Source organism: Camelimonas sp. FR25 (assembly GCF_059740505.1).
Window position 1 is genome coordinate 1 of sequence record NZ_JCAWFG010000008.1, and the last position, 20,838, is coordinate 20,838.

Annotated in this window: 15 protein-coding genes, 1 tRNA gene and 1 pseudogene; 8 read left to right on the forward strand and 9 right to left on the reverse strand. The window is 66.3% G+C overall.

The features are described from left to right. Positions 1-164 precede the first annotated feature (164 nt). From AC6A67_RS00425 to AC6A67_RS00435, 3 genes are all read left to right on the forward strand, one after another. Positions 165-241 (forward strand) — tRNA-Met (locus tag AC6A67_RS00425). A 377-nt stretch (positions 242-618) separates the two neighbouring features. Then, entirely contained in the window at positions 619-2,418 is a 1,800-nt protein-coding gene (gene recQ, locus AC6A67_RS00430) for a DNA helicase RecQ (RefSeq protein ID WP_498034544.1), read from the forward strand. Positions 2,419-2,549: 131 nt separating this feature from the next. Continuing rightward, entirely contained in the window at positions 2,550-3,500 is a 951-nt protein-coding gene (locus AC6A67_RS00435; protein ID WP_498034545.1) for a glycosyltransferase family protein, read from the forward strand. A 100-nt stretch (positions 3,501-3,600) separates the two neighbouring features. On the opposite strand, the gene AC6A67_RS00440 is transcribed toward AC6A67_RS00435, so the two are convergent. From AC6A67_RS00440 to AC6A67_RS00465, 6 genes are all read right to left on the reverse strand, one after another. After that, positions 3,601-4,584 (reverse strand): glycosyltransferase family 2 protein, encoded by a 984-nt coding sequence (locus AC6A67_RS00440; protein ID WP_498034546.1) that lies wholly within the window; start codon positions 4,582-4,584, stop codon positions 3,601-3,603. 570 nt (positions 4,585-5,154) lie between these two features. Further along, on the reverse strand, positions 5,155-6,306 hold the full coding sequence (locus tag AC6A67_RS00445; protein ID WP_498034547.1) for a CaiB/BaiF CoA transferase family protein: 1,152 nt from the start codon (positions 6,304-6,306) through the stop codon (positions 5,155-5,157). 185 nt (positions 6,307-6,491) lie between these two features. Then, positions 6,492-7,766: an acetyl-CoA hydrolase/transferase family protein gene (locus AC6A67_RS00450; RefSeq protein ID WP_498034548.1), complete on the reverse strand. Its 1,275-nt coding sequence runs from the start codon at positions 7,764-7,766 to the stop codon at positions 6,492-6,494. Positions 7,767-7,814: 48 nt separating this feature from the next. Further along, positions 7,815-8,432, reverse strand: coding sequence for a glutathione S-transferase family protein (locus AC6A67_RS00455; RefSeq protein WP_498034549.1), 618 nt, complete (start codon positions 8,430-8,432; stop codon positions 7,815-7,817). A gap of 134 nt (positions 8,433-8,566) precedes the next feature. Then, positions 8,567-9,733: an acyl-CoA dehydrogenase family protein gene (locus AC6A67_RS00460; protein WP_498034550.1), complete on the reverse strand. Its 1,167-nt coding sequence runs from the start codon at positions 9,731-9,733 to the stop codon at positions 8,567-8,569. Between the two features lie 199 nt (positions 9,734-9,932). Next, the gene (locus tag AC6A67_RS00465) at positions 9,933-10,706 is read right to left on the reverse strand and encodes an enoyl-CoA hydratase/isomerase family protein (RefSeq protein WP_498034551.1); all 774 of its coding nucleotides are present in this window, start codon (positions 10,704-10,706) and stop codon (positions 9,933-9,935) included. A gap of 276 nt (positions 10,707-10,982) precedes the next feature. Here AC6A67_RS00465 and AC6A67_RS00470 point away from each other — a divergent pair. Beyond that, positions 10,983-12,519, forward strand: a pseudogene (locus AC6A67_RS00470) (acyl-CoA synthetase). A gap of 40 nt (positions 12,520-12,559) precedes the next feature. Beyond that, complete coding sequence (locus tag AC6A67_RS00475; protein WP_498034552.1) at positions 12,560-12,925, forward strand: DUF4260 domain-containing protein; 366 nt, start codon at positions 12,560-12,562, stop codon at positions 12,923-12,925. A gap of 18 nt (positions 12,926-12,943) precedes the next feature. Here the strand turns inward: AC6A67_RS00475 and AC6A67_RS00480 are convergent, their stop codons facing one another. After that, positions 12,944-13,738 carry a hypothetical protein gene (locus tag AC6A67_RS00480; protein WP_498034553.1) on the reverse strand — a complete coding sequence of 265 codons (795 nt, stop codon included), beginning with the start codon at positions 13,736-13,738 and terminating at the stop codon, positions 12,944-12,946. Positions 13,739-14,000: 262 nt separating this feature from the next. Beyond that, the gene (locus AC6A67_RS00485) at positions 14,001-15,197 is read right to left on the reverse strand and encodes a lytic murein transglycosylase (protein ID WP_498034554.1); all 1,197 of its coding nucleotides are present in this window, start codon (positions 15,195-15,197) and stop codon (positions 14,001-14,003) included. A gap of 518 nt (positions 15,198-15,715) precedes the next feature. Here AC6A67_RS00485 and AC6A67_RS00490 point away from each other — a divergent pair. Then, complete coding sequence (locus AC6A67_RS00490) at positions 15,716-16,303, forward strand: DUF6778 family protein (RefSeq protein ID WP_498034555.1); 588 nt, start codon at positions 15,716-15,718, stop codon at positions 16,301-16,303. A 120-nt stretch (positions 16,304-16,423) separates the two neighbouring features. Here AC6A67_RS00490 and AC6A67_RS00495 read toward each other — a convergent pair whose 3' ends face one another. Further along, positions 16,424-17,827, reverse strand: a complete 1,404-nt coding sequence (locus tag AC6A67_RS00495) for a BaiN/RdsA family NAD(P)/FAD-dependent oxidoreductase (RefSeq protein WP_498034556.1) — start codon at positions 17,825-17,827, stop codon at positions 16,424-16,426. Positions 17,828-18,170: 343 nt separating this feature from the next. Here AC6A67_RS00495 and AC6A67_RS00500 point away from each other — a divergent pair, with 343 nt between their 5' ends. Together AC6A67_RS00500 and AC6A67_RS00505 are read left to right on the forward strand one after the other, a co-directional pair. Continuing rightward, positions 18,171-19,082 (forward strand): SDR family oxidoreductase, encoded by a 912-nt coding sequence (locus AC6A67_RS00500; RefSeq protein WP_498034557.1) that lies wholly within the window; start codon positions 18,171-18,173, stop codon positions 19,080-19,082. 294 nt (positions 19,083-19,376) lie between these two features. Next, positions 19,377-20,837, forward strand: a complete 1,461-nt coding sequence (locus AC6A67_RS00505; protein ID WP_498034558.1) for a hydroxymethylglutaryl-CoA synthase family protein — start codon at positions 19,377-19,379, stop codon at positions 20,835-20,837. Position 20,838: the final 1 nt, after the last annotated feature.

Genomic DNA, 20,838 nt, shown 5'->3' on the forward strand with positions numbered 1-20,838 from the left:
AATCACTCTCCACGATCCTCAACCTTCTCCCACACGCAGGGGAAGGCAGACGATTTAACGAACATCATGGATTATCGCGGGGTGGAGCAGCCGCCCTGTGAAGCGAAGCGGAACAGGTGACCCAACACACCGGGCTGCCGCACAACGTTCCGAAACAAAGTTGACGCGGGGTGGAGCAGCCCGGTAGCTCGTCAGGCTCATAACCTGAAGGTCGTTGGTTCAAATCCAACCCCCGCAACCAGACACAAACCCCGCGCCAAATGGCGGCGGGGTTTTTTGTTGTGTGGGGACGGCCTCACGCGCGCCGGCGCTGCCGCAAGTGCCGTCATTTCCATGGTCGAGCGCCTGTTGGCAGTGCGGCTGCTGGGTTAGAGCCAAAGCGGTGAAGGCGGCGCCCGCCGCCGTAAGACTAGCGGGCGCCGGCGCCGGAACGATCGCCCCGGTCGCCTCCAACGCCAGCGACGAGGGAAGGGCCAAAAACCAGCGATTGGCGATGCTGCAGAGCAATTGCGCTCCGCCGCCGGAGCGCTGGCGTCATGCCGCCTCGCTGTGGGGCTTCTGACCAGGGCGGGCGAACCTGCTATGAGGGGAGACCCTTTGATTCCTCAGTAGCTGGTGATGAACGCGACCGCCCTCGACATTCTCAAGACCGTATATGGTTATGACGCGTTCAGAGGGCCGCAGGAGCGGATCGTTGATCATGTCATGGCTGGCCACAACGCCTTCGTGCTGATGCCGACGGGCGGCGGCAAGTCGCTGTGCTACCAGATCCCTGCGCTGGCCCGGCCCGGCATGGGCGTGGTGGTGTCGCCGCTGCTGGCGCTGATGGCGGACCAGGTCAACGCCCTGCGTCAGGCAGGCGTGCGGGCGGCGGCGCTGAACTCCGATCTGGATTTCGACGCCCGCCGCGCCCTGTGGCGCGACGTCCGCTCCGGCGCGCTTGATCTGCTCTATGCGGCGCCTGAGACGCTGCTGAAGCCGGACGTGCTGGAACTGCTCTCCAGCGTCAAGCTGTCGCTGATCGCCATTGATGAGGCGCACTGTCTGTCGCAGTGGGGGCATGATTTCCGCCCGTCCTACCGGCAGCTTGACGCCATTGTTGATCGTTTCCCCGATACGCCGCGCATGGCGCTGACCGCCACCGCCGACGCGCCGACGCGGGAGGAAATCCTCGCCCATCTCGCCATCGATGACGCGGATGCTTTTGTCGCAGGCTTCGACCGGCCGAACATTCGCTATGCCATCGAAGAAAAGGATAACCCGCGCGCCCAGCTCAAGGCGTTCCTCGCCCGCCATCCGGGCGAAAGCGGCATTGTGTATTGCCTGTCGAAGCGCCGCACCGAAGAGACCGCGGCCTGGCTGCAGGGGCTGGGGTATGACGCGCTGGCCTATCACGCCGGCATGGACAAGGCGGCGCGCGAGGAGAACCAGTCGCGCTTTCAGTTGGGCGAGGCGGTGATCATGGTCGCCACCGTGGCCTTCGGCATGGGCATCGACAAGCCAGACGTGCGCTTCGTCGCCCATATCGATCTGCCGGGCAGCATCGAGGCCTATTACCAGGAAACCGGACGCGCCGGGCGCGATGGCCTGCCTTCAGAAGCGCTGATGCTCTATGGCCATGAAGATATCGCCCTGCGCAGCCGCTTTATCGAAGGCTCGGATGCGCCCGAGCAGCGCAAGCGTATGGAGCGGCAAAAGCTTGACGCGCTGCTTGGGCTGGCCGAGGCGCCCAATTGCCGGCGCCAGGTGCTGCTGTCCTATTTCGGTGATCACTGCGCCCCGTGCGGCAATTGCGACACCTGCGCCGAGCCGCCTGTGCTGTTCGATGGGCTGGTGGCGGCGCAAAAGGCGCTGTCGTGCATCTATCGCACCGGCGAACGCTTCGGGCAGGCCTATATCGTCGACGTGCTGCTCGGTGTCGACAGCGACCGCATCCGGCAGTTCGGCCATGACAGGCTGTCGACCTTTGGCATTGGCGGTGAATTCGACAACCGCACCTGGCGGGCCATCCTGCGCCAGCTGATCGCGCTGCGACTGGTCGACGTGGACCTCGCGGGCCATGGCGGGCTGTCGATCTCGGCGGCGGGTCGCACGTTCTTGCGCGAGAAGCCGGCGCTGATGCTGCGGCGCCCGCCGCCGCCACGCGGCCGGCGCATGAAGGCCACAGGCGCCGCCACGCAGGCCGCGGTCGCCGATGCGGACAATGAGCTGTTCCAGGCGCTGCGCCGCAAGCGCGCCGCCATCGCCCGCGAGCAGAATGTGCCGCCCTATGTGATCTTCCACGACAGGACGCTGATCGAACTGGCCTCGTCGCGCCCCGCCTCGCTGGCCGCCATGGGCAAAACGCCGGGCATTGGCGAGGCCAAGCTGGAGCGCTATGGCGCAGAGTTTCTGGCGGTGATCGCTGAAGTGGGGTGAGCGATGGCGTGGCGGTGGTGCAGTGGGGCAAGGATGCGTTGATCGCACAGCCTGCCTTGACCAGGCGCATGCGCCGCGCCAACGGTGAGTCGGGCGATATGCGGCGCAGCCGCCGGATGGGATTGCGGGGCATGGGCACGGACGACGGCGACACCACTGCAATGACGACGCAGCAGGCCGGGGCCGCCACGCAACTGGCGGCCGGAATCGTGCTGTTTGGTCCGCAGCGTGAGCGGCTGCTGCCGTTGATCGCCGCCATCAGCCCTGATGTCGGCAGGGTGTATCTGTTCGTCAATGGCCGGCTCGACGCCGGGTTGCGGCGTGAACTCGCGGCGCTGGATGGGTCGATTGAGCTCATCGATTCCCCGGTTAATTTTGGCATCGCCACGGCGCTGAATATGCTGACCCTGGCGGCGGCGCTGGCGGGGTTTGAGGCGCTGTTTCTGTTCGACCAGGATTCGCGGCCGTCGCCGGGCATGGCGTGTGGGCTGGCCGAGACGCGGCGGCGGCTGGGGCTGGCGGGGGCGTTTCCTGCCATCGTCGGCCCGCTGATGGTGTCGCCGCAGGGCGAGGCCTATAAGGCGCCGCGGCTGTTCGCCCGCAAGGGTGAGGATGTGACCGCCGGCGCCGTGCCGGTGGATTTTCTCGCCACCTCCGGCTCCCTGCTCGATATCGCGGTGTTCCGCCAGGTCGGGTCCTTCCGCGACGATTATTTTATCGACGCGGTGGATGTGGAGTGGTGCTTTCGCGCCTGGGCGGCGGGGTTCTCGGTGTGGCTCGATCCGCAGCAGACCATGCCGCACACGGTGGGTGAGGGCGAGATCCGGCTCGGCCCGGTGAGCATGCCGCGGCAGAAGTTGTTTCGCATGGCGTCTTACGTGCGCAACAGCGTCTATGGCTTGCGGCTGCGGCATCTGCCGCGCGCCTTTCGGGCGCGCCAGGCGCTGTATCTGCCGGCGCAATGCCTGCTGTACTGGCGCGACCAGGGGTATCGTCTGGCGGTGGCGCGGCGGCTGGCGCAGGCGGCGCTCGATGGGGCCCGCGGCCGGCTCGGGCCGCCCGGCGACGCGCCGGAGCGCTGATCGCTTGCAGCGCCGCGCCGGCGGGGCGTGATGCCTGAGCGCGGCGGAGACGGGACCCTGTCCTGGACGCCTCGGCATCCTGGCGGCCGGGGCCGGCGGCTCAGCGTTTACGGCGGGTGGCTGCAGCGGCAGCGATCTTGCCGCGCAATTCGGCCACGGCGCCGAGCAATATGCGGGCTGCCCCAAGCGGCTGCTTCCACTCGCCCTTTTGACCGCGCAGCGCGGTTTGCGCCACGCGCAGCGGCGTCTGCGCCAGGATAAAGGCGGCGAACAGCGTCCAGGCGGTGGCGGCGCCGAAATGTTTGGCGGCGAAAATGATCTCGCTGCGCCAGAAATAGAATAGCCGCCGGTCCTTGATCTGCGCCGTGGTGCCCTGGGTCTGGTGCCACAGGCGCGCCCCTGCGTAATGCACCACGGGGCGCCCGGCGGCGATGATCCGGCAGCACAGGTCGAGGTCTTCGTAATAGACGAAGAACCGCTCATCGAAGCCGCCAAGGGCGCTGAACAGCGGCCGGTCGATCAGGACGAAGGCGCCCATCACCTGGGCGACGGCGCGGGTGTCGCGATGGTCCCAGTCATGCATGAACAGCGGCGTCACCAGCGAAGGCGCGAGCTTGTCCAGCGCCAGCGCCCGGCCCAGCAGACGTCCGGCTGTCGGCGTAGTGGCGCAGGTGCGCTGCACGGCGCCGCTGTCATCAATCTGCGCAACGCCAACGGCCCCAGGACGCACGCCATCGAACGGCTGCGCGGCAAAGGCCAGCGCCGCCTCTAACGTATCGGGCAGGACGCGGGTGTCGGGGTTGAGGAACAGGAGGTATGGCGCCTCGCCCGCCGCCGCGCCCTGGTTGCAGGCGGCGCCGAAGCCTCGGTTGTCGGCGTTGCGCAGCAAGGTGACGCGCAGCGCCGCCACCGCCTCACAGGCCTGCCATGACCCATCGTGCGAGGCGTTGTCGACCACGATGACATGCAGGGCGTGGGCGATGGAGCTCTGCGCCAGCGCCGCCAGACATTTGCCCAGCAGGGCGCCGGAATTCCAGTTGACGATCACCACATCGAGCTGCGGCTGGCTGGCTGGGCTGGACATGGTTGACCTTTGTGGATGGGCGCAGACGCTGCACGACTTGAAGGCGGCGTCCTGGCTGCATGTGCGTGCGTTCAGGCCCCGGGGGCTGAGCGCATGATGATGCTCTAGCAGATCGGACAAGGGTTGGGCACTTGCCCGTGTTGCTGGGGGCTGACGGTTTTCCTGGGGGCTGACGGTGTTCGTTGGCGGAGGGGGGCGGTAGGTCGGCTTACGGGGCGTGGGTTTTGGACGCGGTGTGGCGAAGACGTGGATGCCCGTGACAAGCACGGGCATGACGGCGAGGGGGGGAGACGGCGGGCGGTGAAGCGGCGGTCAGTGGGGGGCTACGGCGTTGCGTTCGCCTCGATAGCGTCGCCCATCTCCTCCGTCATGCCCGTGCTTGTCACGGGCATCCACGTCTTGCTGCAACCGTTCGCGGGCGACATCGTCGTGCGTCGTGCGTCGTGTGTCGCGCGTCGCCTGGCGCGGGCGTCAAACGAAACTGGCGTCGCAGGGCGCGACGCCAGATGAGCGGACAGACGAGGGCAGAGGCATTGGCGCCCTCAACCGGACGCCCTCGCCGCCACAACCTCAGCGGTTACCGACGACGCCGCGCGCTTTCATGTCGGCGATGCGTTCGGCGGAGAAGCCCCATTCGGCCAGCGCCGCCTCGGTGCCGGCGCCGGGCAGTTCCGGGCCCGTGGGCTTGGCCGGCACGGTCTTGCTGAAGCGCGGGGCGGGGCCGGGCTGGAGGACGCCGTCGATCTCGATGAAGGTGCCGCGCGCCGCCACATGGGGATGAGTGGGCGCTTCGTCCATGCTGAGCACAGGCGAGACGCAGGCGTCGGAGCCTTCGAAGGCTTTTTCCCATTCGGCGCGGGTCTTCTCCTTGATCTTCGCCGTCAGTACGGCGCGCACCGCCGGCCAATTGGCCTTGTCGTCGTCGTCGCCGAGGCTGGCGCGATCGATGCCGAGGATCTGGTAGAATTCGTCGCGGAATTTCTGCTCGATCGGGGCGACGGCGATCAGGCCGCCATCGGCGCATTCATAGACATCATACCAGGGCGCGCCCGAGTCGAGGATATTGTCGCCGCGCTTGTCCGAGTACAGGCCAGCCGCATGCAGGCCGTAGGCCGACAGCATCAGCGAGGCTGCGCCGTCGACCATGGCGGTGTCGACCACCTGGCCTTCGCCGGTGTTTTTGGCCGAGAGGATGGCCGAGACCACGCCAAACGCCAGATACAGCGCGCCGCCGCCATAATCAGCCACCAGGTTCAACGGCGGCGACGGCAGCTGGTCCTTGCGGCCAATGGCGGCCAGCGCGCCGGTCAGGCCGAGGTAGTTCATGTCATGGCCGGCGATTTTCGCTAGCGGGCCTTCCTGGCCCCAGCCGGTCATGCGGCCATAGACCAGCTTCGGGTTGCGGGCGAGGCAGACGTCCGGGCCCAGGCCCAGCCGCTCCATCGTGCCGGGGCGGAAGCCCTCGATCAGCGCGTCGGCCTGTTCGATCAGCTCCAGCGTCGCCTCAATGCCTTCCTTGCTCTTCAGATCGAACGAGGCCGAGTGACGGTTGCGGTTCAGCAGATTGTACTTCGGCGGGCGCGGCACGCCGAGGCCGGTCGGGGCCTGTCGTTCAATGCGAATGACCGTGGCGCCAAGGTCGGCCAGCAGCATCGCCGCCATCGGGGCCGGGCCGATGCCAGCCATTTCCACAACGCGCAAGCCGGCGAGAGGTCCGCTCATGATCTCATATCCTGTGGTTTGGTCCGGAACGCGCCGTCGCGCGGCGGTCCTGGTTTTTTCTCAAGGTCCGGGCGCCCCCATGTCGCCAGCCATGCTGGTCTGGGTGGGGGGCGCCTAAGCGAATGATCAGGCCTCAGCCTGTAAGGCATCGGGCGGACGGTTTGAAGCAGCGCCCGGCGATGGCGTCAGCTGCGCAGCAGCGGCTGCGCCGCCGCGCTCAGAGCGTCGCGCAAATCGGGATGGGCGATGGCGATCATCCGCCGCGCCCGCTCGGCCAGCGACTGGCCTCGCAGTTCGGCGACGCCAAACTCGGTGACGAAGGTGTCGGCGTCGCCGCGCGCTGTGGTCACTGGCCCTGACAGGCTGGGCACAATGCGGCTGACAGCGCCGCCTTTGGCCGTGGCCGGCAGCGCGATGATCGAGCGGCCGCCTGGCGAAGCCATGGCGCCGCGCACGAAATCTACCTGGCCGCCAATGGCGCCGACATAGGCGTCGCCCACCACCTCGGCGTTGACCTGGCCGGTCAAATCGACCTCGACCGCCGAATTGAGCGCCGTGAAATGCGGCAGGCGGGCGAGGGCGGCGAAGCCGTGGGTGTAATCCGGCGTGCGCATCTGCAGCAGCGGATTGTCATGGGCGAAGTCGAACAGGCGGCGCCCGCCGAACAGGCAGCCGGCGATGGAGACGCCCGCATCGAACGGCTTCAGCGCATTGGTGATCACCCCTGCCTCAATCAGATCGACCGTGCGGTCGCTGATCATGCCGGAGTGGAAGCCGAGGTCGCGATGGCCACTGAGCGCCGACAGAATGGCGTCGGGCATGGCGCCGATGCCAATCTCGATCACCGCGCCATCGGGCACGAGGCCAGCGACATGGCCGGCGATGGCCTCTTCGGTCGGCCCGACCCTGGCGGGCGGCAGGATCACCGGCGCCCGGTCATCCGCCACCACCACATCGATGCGCAGATCATCGGGGATCTCGCCGCCATGGGTCCACGGGGCGCTGGCGTTGAGCTGGGCGATCACCACCCTGGCCTGGCGGGCGGCGGCGAGGAGGTAATCGGTGATCATGCCCAGCGACGGGGCGCGGCCCTCTGGCCCCGGCGACAGCTGCAGCAGCACCACATCGGCGCGCTGGTAGCCGCTGGTGAACAGGCCGGGCAGCTGGCTGTAATGGGTGGTCACCGGGTCGAGCCGGCCAACCCGGGCCAGCGCCCCGGCCTGCTGGATGCCGCCATAGCCGGTGAAGCTGAGATTGGGCGCGGCCTCGGGCGCGAAGGTGTGGGAGAACAGCGCCCCCAGAAACACTGTCACCGGGCCAATATCGTCCGATTGCGCGACCAGCGCCTCGCTCAGCGCCGCCGGCTCGCCAGTGCCCTGGCCGACGACCACCACGTCGCCGGGTCGGATCAGCCCCCTGAGGTCAAGTTCGGCGGCGGAGATCGGCGTGGGCAAGGGCATGAACAGGTCCAGACGGCTGGTGTAACGGGTGGGGGCGGAAGGCCGGCGTCAGAGAAGCCGGGCGTTAACGGCGGCGGCGCGGGCGCGGGCCGGGCGCTCGCCGGTGCGCTGCAGATAGGCGTCAATGTCCGGCGTCTTCTCAATGAGACCGAACATGGTCATGACCCCGAGGGCCGATGACCAGATGACATCGGCGGTGGTGTAGCGGTCGCCGAGGATGAACGGGCCCCGTCCGAGCTGGGCCCGCACGGTGGCGACCACCAGATCGGCGTCGCCATAGGGCGACGACATTTTCGCCGTGGGTTCACGCTTCTCCGCCCTGTCCTGCATCGCCGGTTCGAAGCAGGCGGCGTAATAAGTCAGCCAGCGTAGCCATGGGCCGCGAAGCGGATCATGCAGCGCCGGCGTCAGCCCGGCCTCAGCGAACAGATCCGACAGATAGATGCAGATGGCGATCTGTTCGGTGACCACCACGCCGTCCACCGTGATGGTCGGCAATTTGCCCATCGGATTGATGGCGAGAAACGACGGCGCATTCTGCGCGCCCTGGGTGATGTCGATCACCTCAAGCCGATAGGGCGCGCCCAGCTCCTCCAGCAGCTCCAGCGTGGTGGCGGAGCGCGAATGCGGCCAGTGATACAGGACGATCTGCGGCGTGCTGGTCATGGTGAGCCTCCTGATGCTGGGCCTGGTCTGGCTGGGTCATGTTCCGGTCTGGCTGATCGGCGCATGCTCCGGTTTGGCGACACAATGAATGACGTCTGATCAACCGGATGGCCCGCCAATGTGGGGCCACGGGTTCAGTAGGATTTCGGCAATCCAAGCACCTTTTCGGCGATGAAGCACAGGATCAGTTGCGGGCTGATCGGGGCGATGCGCGGGATCATCACCTCGCGCAGATAGCGCTCCACGTGGAAGTCGCGAGCGTAGCCGAAGCCGCCATGGGTCATCACCGCGGTCTGGCAGGCCTTGAAGCCGGCTTCGGCGCCAAGATACTTGGCGCTATTGGCCTCGGCCCCGCAGCTGAGGCCGTTATCATAGCGCCAGGCGGCGTTCATGGTCATCAGCCGCGCCGCCTCCAGCTGCATCCAGCTCTCGGCCAATGGATGCTGGATGGCCTGGTTCTGGCCGATGGGCCGGTCGAACACCACGCGGTCTTTGGCGTAAGCGGTGGCCTTCTCCAGCGCGACAAAGCCCAGGCCAATGGCCTCGGACGCGATCAGGATACGCTCCGGGTTGAGCCCGTGCAGGATATAGTCGAAGCCCTTGCCTTCCTCGCCGATCAGATCATCGGCTGGGACCGGCAGCGCATCGAGGAACACCTGGTTTGAATCGATGGCCTTGCGGCCCATCTTGTCGATCTCGCGGATCTCGATGAAGTCGCGGTTGACGTCGGTGTAAAACAGGCTGAGGCCGTCGGTGGGGCGGCGCACCTCCTCCAGCGGGGTGGTGCGGGCGAGGATCAGCGCCTTCTCCGCCACCTGGGCGGTGGAGATCCAGATTTTCTTGCCCGACAGCAGATAATGGTCGCCCCGTCGCTCGGCGCGGGTTTTCAGCCGCGTGGTGTTGAGGCCGGCGTCGGGCTCGGTCACCATGAAGCAGGCTTTTTCCTCGCCGCGCACCAGCGGCGGCAGCATGCGGCGCTTCTGCGCATCCGTGCCGAACACCACCACCGGGTTGAGGCCGAAGATGTTCATGTGCACCGCCGAAGCGCCGGACATGCCGGCGCCCGACTGGCTGATCGCCTGCATCATGATCGCCGCCTCGGTGATGCCGAGGCCGGAGCCGCCATATTCCTCCGGGATGCAGATGCCCAAAAAGCCCTCATCGGCGAAGGCCTTGTGCAATTCGAACGGGAAGCCGCCGCTGCGGTCCTTCTCCAGCCAGTAGGCGTCATCGAAGCGGGCGGCGATGTCGGTGACCGCGTCGCGGATGGCTTCCTGTTCCGGGGTGAGGGCGAAATCCATTGGCGTCTCCTGTCTGGCGGCGGCGTCGCTTTCTGTACAGGGCCGCCGGACCCCGCGCCCGGCTTGCCGACATCACCTCCGCCTGTCTCGCCACAAGGGCAGGGGCAGAGCCAGGGGTAGGAGTAAGAGCAGGAGGGCTGCTTCAAGTCAGGCGGCGACGCTGACGCATCCGCCGCCTGCAAGGCTCAGGCCCCTCCGGTCAGACCTCGGAGAAGCGGGCCTTGCGCTTTTCCAGAAACGCGGCGACGCCCTCGGCGAATTCCTTGCTGTCGAAGGCGATGGCCTGGGCCATGGCTTCAAAGGCCAGATAATCGTCGACATGCTGATAGGCGTTGTTGAGCATGGTTTTGGTCAGGCCCAGCGACACGGAGGGGCCTTCGGCCAGCTCTTCTGCGAGCCTGATGGCTTCTTCCAGCACCTTGCCATCGGGGATGATGCGCGAGACCAGGCCCATCGACAACGCCTCTTCCGGCTCGACGCGGCGGTTGGTCAGCAGCAGATCGCGGGCGCGGGCCTGGCCGATGGCGCGCGGCAACGTCATGGCCAGCGCCAGATCCGGCACGGCGCCGAGGCCGGGGAAGCCGGCCTTGAAGAACGCCTTGTCAGACGACAGGACGATGTCGCACATCATGGCCAGCGACAGGCCGGCGCCGGCGGCGGCGCCGTTGACAGCGGCTATGACTGGCTTTTCACCCATGAGGATCTTGTCGGTCCAGGAATGCGAGCGCTGCAGGCGGGCGCGAATGGCCGGGCCGCCGCGCTCCTGCATGTCGCGGATGTCGCCGCCGGCGCAGAACGCCTTGCCCGTGCCGGTGATCACCACGGCGCGCACGGCGGGATCGGCCATCACCGCCGGAATATGGGTCTGCAGGCCAGCCTTGATGGCGGGCTGCAGCGCGTTGCGGCTGTCTTCACGATTGAGCCGCACGATGGCGACATGCCCCTTGCGCTCGAGCAGAACCGCGTCGTCCATGGCCTTCCTCCCTCGCTCCGTCGCCGGAGATATCCCTTTTCCGCGTCAGCTACGCCGGCGGGCGCGGGCTATGACCTGAGGTCATTGGCGGCGCCTGAAATCGCCACTGCACAAGCAGGTGAGATTGGCTAGATTGCGCGACTGACTTTGCGAAACTTTATTTCGCATTGGCGCATAAAGCGCAAGCGACCGGCGTGCCCTCGACCCCCATGGGCGATGGGATGGCGACCGCTGGATCACACGGCGCAGACGAGACGACGGGAGCGGACGAGCATCATGACAGGGCTGACCCATGGCATTGTAAGCGGCGCCATCATCCACGACGCCGCCACCTTCGATGAGCGCTTGCGCCGGGCCGCCAGCGCCTTCGCCGCGCTGGGCGTCGGTCGCGACGATTGCGTCGCGGTGATGATGCGCAACGACACGCCGTTTCTGGAGGCCAGCCTCGGGGCCCAGCGGCTCGGGGCCTACGCCGTGCCGGTCAACTGGCACTTCAAGGGCGATGAGGTGCGCTACATTCTCAATGATTGCGGCGCCAAAATCCTCGTCATCCATTCCGATTTGCTGCGGCGTCGGCGACGCGGTTCCGGCCGGCGTCACGGTGATCGAGGTTCCGACATCGCGTGAGATCGCCGAGGCCTGCCGCGTGCCCGCCGACCAGCTGGCGCCGCAGCCAGGGGCCTTGCTGTGGGATGAGGTGCTGGCCCAGCATGCGCCGCAGGAGGGCCCGCCGGCGGCCGCCGCCGACAGCATGATTTACACCTCCGGCACAACCGGCAATCCCAAGGGGGTGCGCCGCCGCCCGGCCAGCGCCGAAGACCGCGTCCAGGTCGAGAAAATGCGCGACCTGGTCTATGGCTTGCAACAGGGCATGCGCACCGCCATCGCCGCGCCGATGTATCACAGCGCCCCCAACGCCTTCTCGCTGCGCGCCTCGCGCCTCGCCGATCTGTTCATCTGCCTGCCGAAGTTCGACCCGGAAGGGCTGCTGGCGCTGATCGACCGCGAGAAGCTGACGCATCTGTGGCTGGTGCCGACCATGTTCGTGCGCATGCTGAAGCTGCCGGAGGCGGTGCGGGTCAAATATGACGTGTCATCGCTAAAATTCGTCATCCACGCCGGCGCGCCATGCCCGCCGGACGTGAAGGAGGCGGTGATCGGCTGGTTCGGCCCGATCATCCATGAATATTACGGCGGCACGGAATCTGGTCCGGTGGTGTTCTGTGACAGCCATGAATGGCTGGCGCACAAGGGCACGGTCGGCAAGCCGATCGACGGCTCGCGGGTTGAGGTGCAGGATGAGCATGGCCGCGCGCTGCCGGCTGGCGAGCGCGGCGAGATCTTCATGCGCATCGGCTTTTATCCGGATTTCACCTATCACAATCTGCCGGAAAAGCGGGCCGAGATCGACCGTGACGGCCTGATCACCTGCGGCGACGTCGGTTATTTCGATGCGGATGGCTTCCTATACATCTGTGATCGCGTGCGCGACATGGTGATCTCCGGCGGCGTCAACATCTATCCGGCGGAGATTGAATCGGTGCTGGCGGCCTTGCCAGGGGTGCGGGATTGCGTGGTGTTCGGCGTGCCGGACGCCGAGATGGGCGAGGCGCTTTTGGCCCTGGTGCAGCCGCTGGATGGGGTGGAGCTGGACCCTGTGGCGCTGCGGGCGGAGCTGAAGCAGCACATCGCCGACTATAAGGTGCCAAAGACCATCGAGATCCGCGCCGAGCTACCGCGCGAGGACAGCGGCAAGATCTTCAAGCGCAAGCTGCGCGAGCCCTATTGGCAGGACGCGGGCCGGGCGGTGTGAGGCAGGTTATGTAGCTGACGCCCGGCGAGGGAGAGATTGCGTGAAAGAAACCATTCTGTGGCAGCGCGTCGAGGGCGCGTTGCTGTTTGCCGCCGCGCTGGCGCTGTATTATCTGGCCGGCTCCGCGATCCCCTGGTGGGCGGCGCTGCTGGTGTTTTTCGCGCCGGATCTCAGCTTCGCCGGCTTTCTCGCCGGTCCAAAGCCGGGGGCCTTCCTCTACAATCTGGTGCATGTCTACGCGCTCGGCGCGGTGATCTATGTCGCCGGGCTGCTGCTGGCCTCGCCTGAGACGGCGGCGGTGGGCGCGCTGCTGCTCGGCCACACTGGCTTCGACCGCATGCTCGGCTATGGCCTCAAGACCCATGCGGGGTTCAAATTCACCCATCTGGGGCGGATCGGGAAGTGATACGGAGAAAAGCGACGGTCAGGTAAGTGATGCGGTTCCGTCGCGAACGACGCCACGGCGTAACCGCATAATCCTGCGATCGCCGATCGTGTATTCGTCCCCGTTGCGCTTGATCGTTACACAGAAAGTTGTGCGGGCTTGGGTCAGTTCGGTGAGAGTCAAGCGAGGCACCTCAACCAAGTGTATTTTATTCTTCTCGGCGGGAACCCCTACCAGAAATAAAACGCTCTTTTCGATGTGTTTGGCGTCAAATTGTGCTGTAAACGTATCACGGAACTTAGTCGGTATTCCGGCAGCTATGTATAAATCTCTTGGTTGCTCCATTTGCTCCGCGTTGCAGATGCCATGCTGTATATATGCCGGCGTCGTGTGGAGAAAACGCGCGAGTCCGATGAGGTTCTTCCCGCGGGGCTGCGCAGTTCCGTCTACCCAACGCTGGATTGATTGGTTGGAAAGTTCAAGGTCGCGCGCCAGGTTGGCCCGGGATTCCTCATATCGAGGGTGCTGCGAAATAAGGACGTTGATACGCGAAGCGACGGCCGCCTTGTCCGAACCAGCCAGCGGCATGTCTGCTGGTCTGTGACCCCCGCGCAGGTAGTCGACATCCATGCCCAGCGCGGTCGCGATTGATTCGAACTGCTTGGCACTCGGTCGCTGCTTTACGTCCTTATCAATCCAACGGCGGACGGTATTTTCATCTGCATTGGCTGCCTTGCTGAGAAAGCTAATAATGGCGGCCTCGCCCTCAATCCCCATTCCTTCGAGGTGCGACACCAAGCGGTCTATGAAGTTGCGGCGCTTTTGATGGTCCATGCGATTTGTTTTTCGTGGTTTGTATAGATAGTGTTAAATTTAATCGACAAGGGCATTGCTTTGTCAACTTATAGAATTGTATTGGTAAGGTATAATTTTTATGCGCCAATTTGATTGACATGTTGCCTGTGCCCCCTCATTTCACTTGTGCGTTGCAAGGCCGACGTCATTGGGGCTGGATGAGCAGAACGATCACTCTGCGATTCCTCATGAAAAAGCCCGCCGGCGTGGCGGGCTTTTCAATTGTTGAGGCAGCTTGCGCTCAGCGACCGCCGAGGGCGCGATAGACCTTTGTGCCGGCGCGGCCGGTTTCCGGCATGCCGAGCTGGCGTTCGACCTGGGCGATGGCGGCGCGGGAGGCGGGGCCGATCTTGCCGTCGGGGGCGCCGCCGATGTCAAAACCCTTGGCGGCCAGCAGCTGCTGCAGGTGCAGGCGCTGGGCGCGCGACAGGCCCGGGTCGTCGGTCGGCCACTTGCCGACGAGGCGCGGGCCGCCGGCCATGCGCTGGGCCAGATAAGAGATGGCCAGCGCGTAGGATTCGGCGCGATTGTAGGCGTAGATGGCGTCGAAGTTGCGATAGACGAGGAAGGCTGGGCCGTTGCGGCCGGCGGGCAGCAGCAGGCCAGCCGGCAGATTGCCGCTGATGGCGCGGCCGTCGGCGCGCTTGACGCCGAGCGCGGCGAATTGCGACACCGGGACGCGATTGGTGCGGCCGGTGGGGCCGGAATAGCCCGACGGCAGGATGACTTCCTGCATCACAGGCTCGCCGCTGCGCCATTTATGGGCGTGCAGATAATTGGCGGTGGAGCCAAGCGCGTCGGCGGTGGACTTGACCAGGTCGCGGCGGCCATCGCCATCCATGTCGACAGCGAGGCGCTGGTAGGTGGTGGGGATGAACTGGGTCTGGCCGAAGGCGCCGGCCCATGAGCCGTAGAGCTCATTCAGCTCCAGATCGCCGCGCTGCACCAGTTTGAGAGCGGCGGTGAGCTCGGACCGCCAGAAGTTGGTGCGGCGACCGCCTTCGCACACCAGCGTCGCCAGAGCGTGCGGCAGATAGCTGGAGCCGGTCTCCCGGCCGAAATCGGTCTCAACGCCCCAGACGCCGGCGATGTAATATCTGTCGACGCCAAAGCGGCGCTCGGCGGCGGCGAGGGCGGAGGCGTGCTTGCGCATCATCGCCTTGCCTTCCTCAACCCGCTGTTCGTCGACGAGGAAGCCGAGATAGTCCCAGATCGGCGTCTTGAACTCGGGCTGCACCTTGGACAGGCGCAGCACCTTCTCATCCGGCGCGCTCTGGTTGAGGGCGGCGTTGACCAGGGCGCTGTTGACGCCCGAGGACACCAGATGGCTCTTCAGCCCGGCCACGCACGACTGGTAATTGGCCTGAGCGCTTCCAACGCCTGCAAGGGCCGTCGCGGCGAATGTCGTGGCCAACAGGGCGGCGGCGCGCTTCATCATGGTCTCCGTATCGTGTGCGAATCAGGTGCTGGCGCCAGTGTGACGGCGAGGGGTTTCCAGAACCTTTCGCACATAAGGCGCGTCAGGGCGCCAGGCGGGCCATTGTCATTCCGAACATGCGCAAACTGTGGTGGCGCGGTAAGCCGGCTCCCGTACCGTTGTCCCGGTAATGGTCGATGGCGTGGCGTAGGTCACGGCGCCGGGCGCAACGTGTCCCTGGTCACCAGCCGGTCCTGCACAGGCGCCTGACCGTTCGCTGCTGCGCTTCGGCGCGCCTGGCCGCGGGCGCCGCAGCGGCGTGGTCGCCGCGGTCCCGTGCTTCACGCAAACGTTACGCCGTGATGTCGCGCTCTGCGCCGTGACGGCGTGTGGCGAAAACGTGGCGTCATATAGGCCGCGCCCAATACAGAGCGGGATCATATGCGTATAAAGCGAAAGCTGAACCATATGATTTGATTGTCTTTTGTGTGCGTTGGGATATCGCGAAAAGTACATGGAAGTTGTTTAAGGATTTTCGCGTGTTTCGTGCAGTGTTTGTCGCGGCGTTCGCCCTGCTGATGGCAGGTTGCGTTACGGTCAATAACAATCTGTCGCCGCAGCAGGTGGCGACGTTCCGGCTGACGGGGGTCGATGTCAGCTATGCCCCGGACGCGGTGATCTGGTGGGGGGACGGTGAGCGCGAGTTCGCTGCAACCAGGGGCGTGGCGCCGCATGACTCTGACAAATTGGCGAAAACGCCGGAGGCCATCGCATATGTGCGGGCGCGGCTGACGGAGAAGATCCACGACGCCGTGCAGCGCAATCTGGCTGGCTATCTTGTGGGCCATACCCCCGTGCGCGTGCATGTGCTGGTGCGCGCCGTGCACATCTCTTCGCCGATCCAGCGCATTCTGGTTGGCGGCGGCCATTTCGTGAAGGGAGACGTAACGGTGGTCGACGCCAGGACCGGGCAGCCGCTGCTGACCTATCCCAATCTCATCGGCAGCGTCATGGCCGGCCAGGGCGTGCTCGGCGCGATGGTCGAGCACGCCGTCGCCGACAAGCCGGTGGACCGGATCACCGAGAGCTTCGGCCTTGGCTATCGCAAATGGCTGTTGCGCCAGTGAGCAGCGTCCGGATTGACGACGGCTTCTGATGACAGGTCGTGAATAGAGCCAGACGGGCGGATCAGTGATCCGCCCGTTGGCGTTTGCGCCCAGGGCCTGGACGCGCCGACCACGCCCGCCTCACGCCGCCTGCCCAGCGCACCAGCCCGAGGCCCAGGCCCATTGGAAATTGTAGCCGCCGAGCCAGCCGGTGACGTCGACGGCTTCACCGATGACAAACAGGCCCGGCACGGCCTTTGCCTGCATGGTCTTCTGGTCGAGGTCGCGGGTGTCGACGCCGCCGAGCATCACCTCCGCCGTGCGATAGCCTTCCGTGCCGTTGGGACGGATCACCCAGGCGTTGACGGCGGCGTCCAGGGCGCGCAGATGCCGGTCGTTGCAATCGGCAAGGCGCTCGGGGCCGGGGTGCAGCTCGATGATGGCCTGGGCGAGACGCTTCGGCAGCAGGGCGGCCAGCGCCGTCTGCGGCGCCTGGCGGCCATTGGCGGCGCGGGCCGCCTTCAGCCCGGCGAAGACATCGACATCGGGCGCCAGCGCCAGGGTGATGCTGTCGCCCTCGCGCCAAAAAGACGATATCTGCAGGATCGCCGGGCCGCTGAGGCCGCGATGGGTGAACAGCAGCGCCTCGCGGAAGCTGGTGGTGCGCGCCCCCTTGCCGCCAGCCGCAGGCGTGTGGCTGACCACCGCCTCCACCGCCACCCCGGCCAGCGGCGCCAGTAATTGCAGCTGCTCCGGCGCAAGCGTGAACGGCACGAGGCCCGGACGCGGCTCGACCACGCCGAGGCCAAAGCGGGCGGCGACGTCGAGGGCAAAGCCGGTGGCGCCCATCTTCGGGATCGGCTTGCCGCCGCTGGCCAGCACCAGCGAGGCGCAGTGCACGGTGATGGCGCCGGTGTCTGGCGCGCGGGGTGCGCCCTTCGCCGCCTTGCCGGCCTGGGCCGGGGTCAGGGTGACGATGAAGCCATCGGCGCTCCGGTCGATCTGGCTCGCGGCCAAGCCGGTGAGTAATTGCGCGCCGTGGCGGCTGAGGCTGCCGGTGAGCATGTCGACGATCTGGCTGGCCGAGCCGTCGCAGAACAATTGCCCCAGGGTCTTTTCATGCCAGGTGATGCCGGCGGCGTCGACCATGGCGACAAAATCGCGCCAGCCATAACGGCGCAGCGCCGAGATGCAGAAGGCCGGATTCTGCGACAGATAGTTTTTGGGCCCGGCGTGCACATTGGTGAAATTGCAGCGCCCGCCGCCGGAAATGCGGATCTTCTCGCCAGGCCGCGCCGCATGGTCGATGACCAGCGTGGCGCGGCCGCGCTTCGCGGTTTCAATGGCGCACATCATGCCCGCGGCGCCGGCGCCGATGACCAGCACATCGACGCGGCGCGGCGCGCCCGCCGGGGTCGGGGCAGGGCGCGTATCGGCGGGCGCTGTGGCGGCGGGACCGGGCAGGCTCACGACATCTTCCTCATCTGGCCCGGCGCCGGCTTGCGGCGTGTGGCGCATGGTGATCTTGCCGATGCGCTCTAGCACGCGCGCCCAGGAAAATCAGGCGCGGCCTGCAGGCGTGGGCGCCGTGGCTGGCATGGGGCGCCGCTCCCGGCATTGTGTTGCGAAAGGCGCGGGGATTGGCGGCATGCTCACGCCGGCGCCAGCTTGAGCGCTGTCGCGCCATCGGCGCAGCCGTTTGGCCGTGGCCGCCGCGCGGCCTGTGAAATTGCGAAACTCTATTTCGCATCCGTTGACCTAGATTTTCGCCCATGCCAATGAATGGGCAAGGTCTGCGCCGTCTGGCAATTGCGCGGCGCCTCATACAGGCGTGGCGCCAGCGGCGGTGATGCAGGCGCAGCATATTGTTTCCCAAGGAGAAACGCTCATGGGTTGTCTTGAGGGTAAGGTCGTTCTGGTCACCGGCGCCGGCCGTGGCATCGGTCGCGAAATCGCCATCCTCGCCGCAAAAGAGGGCGCCAAGGTCGTGGTCAATGACCTCGGCGGCGACTCCGAAGGCGCAGGCGCCGACCTGACCCCGGCCCAGGAAGTGGTGGATGTCATCCGCTCTGCGGGCGGTGAGGCCATCGTCAATGGCGGCTCGGTCGCCAGCGCCGCCGACGCCCAGAAGATGGTGCAGGACGCCGTCGACAAATGGGGCCGCATCGATACCGTCGTGAACAACGCCGGCATTCTGCGCGACCGCATCTTCCACAAGATGAGCGCCGTCGACTTCGAGATGGTGATCCAGGTCCATCTGATGGGCTCGTTCTACACCTCGCACGCCGCCGCCCAGTATTTCCGCCAGCAGAACTCCGGCAGCTTCGTTCACTTCACCTCGACCTCGGGCCTCATCGGCAATTTCGGTCAGGCGAATTATTCGGCCGCCAAGCTCGGCATCGTCGGCCTGTCCAAGTCGATCGCCCTCGACATGGCCCGCTACAATGTCCGCTCCAACTGCATCTCGCCCTTCGCCTGGAGCCGCATGATCGGCACCATTCCGGCGGAAACCGACGCCGAGCGCGAGCGCGTCGAGCGCATGAAGCAGATGGGCCCGGAGAAGGTGGCGCCGCTCGCCGTGTTCCTCGCGTCCGATCTGGCCAAGGACGTCACCGGCCAGATCTTCGCCGTGCGCATGAACGAAGTGTTCCTGATGGGCCAGTCGCGCCCGCTGCGCGGCATGCAGCGCTCGGAAGGCTGGACCCCGCAGTCGCTGGCCGATCACGCCCTGCCGGCGCTGAAGTCCGCCTTCTACCCGCTCGACCGCTCGGCCGACATCTTCGGCTACGACCCGGTCTGATCTGGTTGTCCGATGGCGGCGCAGGCGCTGCCCGCCGCCATCGACGCCCCGGACACGCGGCGGCGACGCGAGCTTAGCTTGCGCCGCGCCTTGATGGGGTCGCCAGGCGGCGGTCGTGCCGCAGCCTGACCAGCCCCGTATCTACATGGGCTTGACCAGAACCCGATGAGCCATGCTCAACTGGTTCTGTAACGCCCACCCAGAGCGCGGGCGGCCCACGCCGCCACAAGCGCCGGCCATAATCGACAGTCATGGGCGTCGCCCGTCGGCGTGCATGACGCCACAGGAGACGCCATGACATCGGAGCCGACTTTCGGGATCCTGTCCTACGGGGCCTATATTCCGCGCCTGCGCCTGCAGCGTAAGGCGATTGCGGAAGCCAATTCCTGGTTCAACGCCGCCCTCAAGGGCCTCGGCAAGGGCGAACGCGCCATGGCCAACTGGGACGAGGACCCGGTGACCATGGCGGTGGAAGCCGCCCGTGACGCCCTGCTTGGCCACGACCGCGCCGCCATCACCGCGGTGACGCTGGCCTCGACCACCTTTCCGTTCCTCGACCGGCTCAACGCCGGCGTGGTGACCGGCGCGCTCAATCTCGACGACAGCACCGCCTCTAACGACGTATCCGGCACGCAGCGCGCCGGCACGACTGCGCTGTTGCAGGCGCTGAACAGCCGGGGCCAGACCCTGGTCGCCGCAGCCGAAAAGCGCGGCGCCAACGCCGCCAGCCCGCTGGAGATGCAGACCGGCGACGGCGCCGCCGCCTTGCTGATCGGCGAGGGCGAGCCGGTGGCGGTGCTGCTGGCGTCCGCCACCCGCTCGGCGGACTTCGTTGACCATTTCCGCACCATCGATTCCGGCACGGATTATGGCTGGGAAGAGCGCTGGGTGCGCGACGCCGGCTACATGACCATCGTGCCGCCCGCCATCAAGGCGGCGCTCGACAAGGCCGGCCTTGGCGGGGCTGACGTCAATCATTTCGTCATGCCGGCGGTGCTGCCCAAGCTGGCCAACGCCATGGCGAAGAAACTCGGCATCGCCGACGCCGCCGTGCGCGACAATCTGGCGGCCAATTGCGGCGACACCGGCTCGGCCCATGCGCTGGTCATGCTGGCCCATGCGCTGGAGCAGGCGAGGGCAGGCGAGCGCATTCTGGTGGTTGGCTTCGGCCAGGGCGTCGACGTGCTGTTGTTTGAGGTGACCGCCGCCAATGACCGCCCGACTGGCCGCCTCGGCGTCAGCGGCGCGCTGGCCCGTCGCCGCGAGGAGAGCAATTACAGCAAGTTCCTCGCCTTCAACGATGTGGTTGAGCTGGAGCGCGGCATGCGCGCCGAGGCCGACAAGCTCACGGCGCTGTCGGCCATGTGGCGTAACCGCGGCGCGGTGACCAGCTTCACCGGCGGCAAATGCGAGACCTGCGGCACGCTGCAATATCCGATCAGCCGCATCTGCGTGAACCCGAACTGCGGCGCGGTGGACACCCAGAAGCCTGAGCCCTTCGCCGAGAAGGCGGGCAGGATCAACTCTTATACCGCAGACCGCCTGACCTATTCGCCCGATCCGCCGGCCTGCTACGGCATGATCCAGTTCGAAGAGGGCGGCCGCTGGATGTTGGATTTCACCGACGTCGACGAGAAGGATCTCGAGGTCGGTCGCAGCATGCGCATGATGTTCCGCGTAAAAGACATTGATAACCAGCGCGGCTTCCGCCGATACTTCTGGAAAGCGGCGCCCGTCGTCGCGGGGAGGACCTGAT